3 protein-coding genes are annotated in these 2844 nt (G+C 69.9%); all 3 read right to left on the reverse strand.

The features are described 5' to 3' along the window. Window positions 1-51 precede the first annotated feature (51 nt). The 3 genes from fliS to AC2W7G_RS13020 all read right to left on the reverse strand — a co-directional run bounded on the left by fliS (window position 52) and on the right by AC2W7G_RS13020 (window position 2728). A complete protein-coding gene (gene fliS / locus AC2W7G_RS13010; RefSeq protein WP_485868814.1) occupies window positions 52-435 on the reverse strand; it encodes a flagellar export chaperone FliS in 384 nt (127 codons plus the stop codon). 8 nt (window positions 436-443) lie between these two features. After that, a complete protein-coding gene (gene fliD / locus AC2W7G_RS13015; protein ID WP_485868815.1) occupies window positions 444-1793 on the reverse strand; it encodes a flagellar filament capping protein FliD in 1350 nt (449 codons plus the stop codon). Window positions 1794-1876: 83 nt separating this feature from the next. Beyond that, window positions 1877-2728, reverse strand: a complete 852-nt coding sequence (locus AC2W7G_RS13020; RefSeq protein ID WP_485868816.1) for a flagellin N-terminal helical domain-containing protein — start codon at window positions 2726-2728, stop codon at window positions 1877-1879. Window positions 2729-2844 lie beyond the last annotated feature (116 nt).

Genomic DNA, 2844 nt, shown 5'->3' on the forward strand with positions numbered 1-2844 from the left:
GCGGCGAGGTCGTCCAGGACGGCCCGCCAGGCGGCGACGGCCGCGACGTCGTCAGGCACTGCGCCTCGCGACCTCGAGGGCGGCGGTGCGCCACGTGTCGGCCACCTGGCGCGAGAGGTCCAGGCAGTGCGCGGCCACGGTCGTGCTGTGCTCGACGTTGGCCCGCACGAGCTGGGAGAGCAGCCACGCGTACACCGAGTTCAGCGCCTCGGCGCCGTCCCACAGCTCGGGCTTGAGGCTGGACTGCAGCGCGGCGACGATGTCCTGCGCGTGCAGGAAGTACTGGTGGGACTCCTGGGTCCGGCCGCCCTCGAGCGCGTCGACGGCCTGCTCGACGTCGCGCACCAGGCGGTCCACGAGCATGACCAGCAGCCGCTCGGGGCTGGCGGTCTGGACGCTGGCCTGGAGGTAGGCGTTCTGCGGGTTCGGAGTCATGGTTCCCCTCAGCTCGTCGAGTAGCCCGGCAGGGAGGCGATCTGGCCCGAGAGCCAGCTGCCGACGTTCTGCCACTGGTTCATGAACGTGTCGAGCGCGGTGTACTGGCGCGTCATCGTCTTCTCGCGCAGCTCCAGGCGGACGTCCCACGCCGCGATCGAGGTCTCGAGCTGCTTGATGGTGGCCTGGCGGCCCTCCACGGCCTTGGTCAGGTTGCCGTCGACCGAGTCGCTGGCGTCCTTGGCCACCTTCTCGTAGCGCTGCACCAGGCCGGTGCCGGCCTGGTTGGCGAACGCGTCCTGCACCTTCACCGGGTCGGCGTTGTAGGCGTCGGTGAACGTCTTCTCGTCGAAGACGAGGTTGCCGTAGCGGTCGAGCTGGACGCCCATGGACGCCATCGACGTGCCGTCGGCGGGGAAGATCGCGCTGAGCAGGTTCGAGCGCAGGTCGCGCACCGAGCCCTCGCGCGACAGCACGCCGGACAGCTGCGTGGTCTCGTTGAAGGACGCCTGCGCGTCGATGTCGTCCAGGATCGCGTTGATCTGGGTGATGAAGCCCTTGACCGACGCGGTCATCGCGGTCGCGTCGCCGGTGACCTCGACCGTGATGTCGGTGTTGAGCGGGGTGGCCGAGCCGAGCGTGACCGACAGGCCGGTGCCCAGGCCCGAGACGGTGTTGGTCGCCGAGGTGACGACGTCGCCGCCGACGACGAGCCGGGCGTCCTTGCCGGCGACGGTGCGGGTGGCATCGACGCCGCCGAGCACGGGGCCGGCGGCGCTCTCGAGCGTGAACGCGGAGTCGGCGCCGGTCTCCTTGGCGGTGACGCGCAGCCGGTAGCCGTCGACGGTGCTGACGGTCGTGGCGGTGACGCCGGCGCCGGAGCGGTTGAGGGCGGCGACGAGCGCGCCGAGGGAGCCGTCGCCGGCGTCGACCTCGACCGGGCCGTCGGCGCCGGTGATCGTGACCAGGTGCTTGCCGTCGGCGTCCTCGGGGACGACCACGTCGGTGAGGGAGGAGGCGAGCTCGCTCAGCTGCACCGAGTGCGCGACGGCCAGGTTCTCGACCCGGAAGGTGGTGGAGCCGGTGCTGGCCCCGTTGGTGGCGGCGACGGTGACCTTGTCGCTGCTCGACGTCGCCTTGACCGGCGCCCACGCGGTGGGCTTGGCCAGGTCAGCGGCGGCGGTGGCGAGGGCGGCCACCTTGGCGTTGAGCTTCTGCAGCGCCGAGACGACGGTGCCCTGCTGGGTGACCTTCGTCTTGAGCGCCGTCTGCTGCTTGGCCTCCAGGGCCATCAGCTGCGCGATCGTCGTGCTGTCGATGCCGCTGATGATGCCCGGCATGCTCGCGGTGCCCGCCATGGTGCTCCCCTCGGGGTACGTCAGGTGTGGTGCTGGTGCACGAAGGGCGGCCCCCGTGGTGGCGGGCCGCCCTCCGTCTCAGATCAGCGCAGGAGCTGCAGGACGCCCTGCGGGACCTGGTTGGCCTGAGCCAGCATGGCCGTGCCGGCCTGCGACAGGATCTGGCTGCGGGTCAGGTTCATCATCTCCGAAGCCATGTCGGTGTCGCGGATGCGCGACTCCGACGCCGACAGGTTCTCGATCGCGACGTTCACCGAGTTGATCGTGTGCTCGAAGCGGTTCTGGATGGCACCCAGCTCGGCGCGCTGCGTCGAGATGGTGGTGATCGCGGTCTGGACGGTGTTGCTGTCCGTGATGACCGCGGCCGAGACGTCGATCGCGGCCAGGGCGGTGGCCGAGATGTCGATCGTGTCGCCCGAGTCGTAGCCGGTCTGGAAGGTCAGCGCGGTGCCGCCGAACAGGGCGATGCCGTTGAACTTCGTGTTGGCCTCGATACGCTCGATCTCGGTGTGCAGCTGCGTGAACTCCGCGGCCAGGGCGGCCTGGGACTCGGTGCTCTGCGTGCCGTTGTTGTGCTGCACGGCGAGGTCGTTCATGCGCTGGAGCATGGAGTGGACCTCGGTGAGCGCGCCTTCAGCGGTCTGCGCGACGGAGATGCCGTCCTGGGCGTTGCGGACCGCGACCTTCAGGCCACCGACCTGCGAGCGGAGGCCCTCGGAGATCGCGAGGCCGGCGGCGTCGTCGGCCGCGCGGTTGATGCGGAAGCCGCTGGACAGCTTCTCGAGGACTTCGACTGCGAGTTCTGGGTGCTCGACAGGTTGCGGTACGAGTTCAGAGCGTCGATGTTCTGGTTGATGCGAAGACTCATGGGAAACCCTCCTGGTCAGTTGAGTCGTGCGATGTTCCGAAGGGCCCGTCCTTGGGCACCTCGGGATGACCTATCGGTCGGTCCCGACCCCACCTGAGCGAGGTCGGAAGATTTTTTCTAGGCCGACGCGTCGAGGGCTTCGGCGACCGGGGCGACGGCGGCGGGGCGGGCCGCGCGGCGTGC

This window comes from Aeromicrobium sp. PFPM2_SD2, assembly GCF_057364525.1.

Bases quoted from the DNA above. Each gene is read 5' to 3' on its own strand.
- fliD (WP_485868815.1), bottom strand. From the start codon at position 1,793: ATGGCGGGCACCGCGAGCATGCCGGGCATCATCAGCGGCATCGACAGC.
- fliS (WP_485868814.1), bottom strand. From the start codon at position 435: ATGACTCCGAACCCGCAGAACGCCTACCTCCAGGCCAGCGTCCAGACC.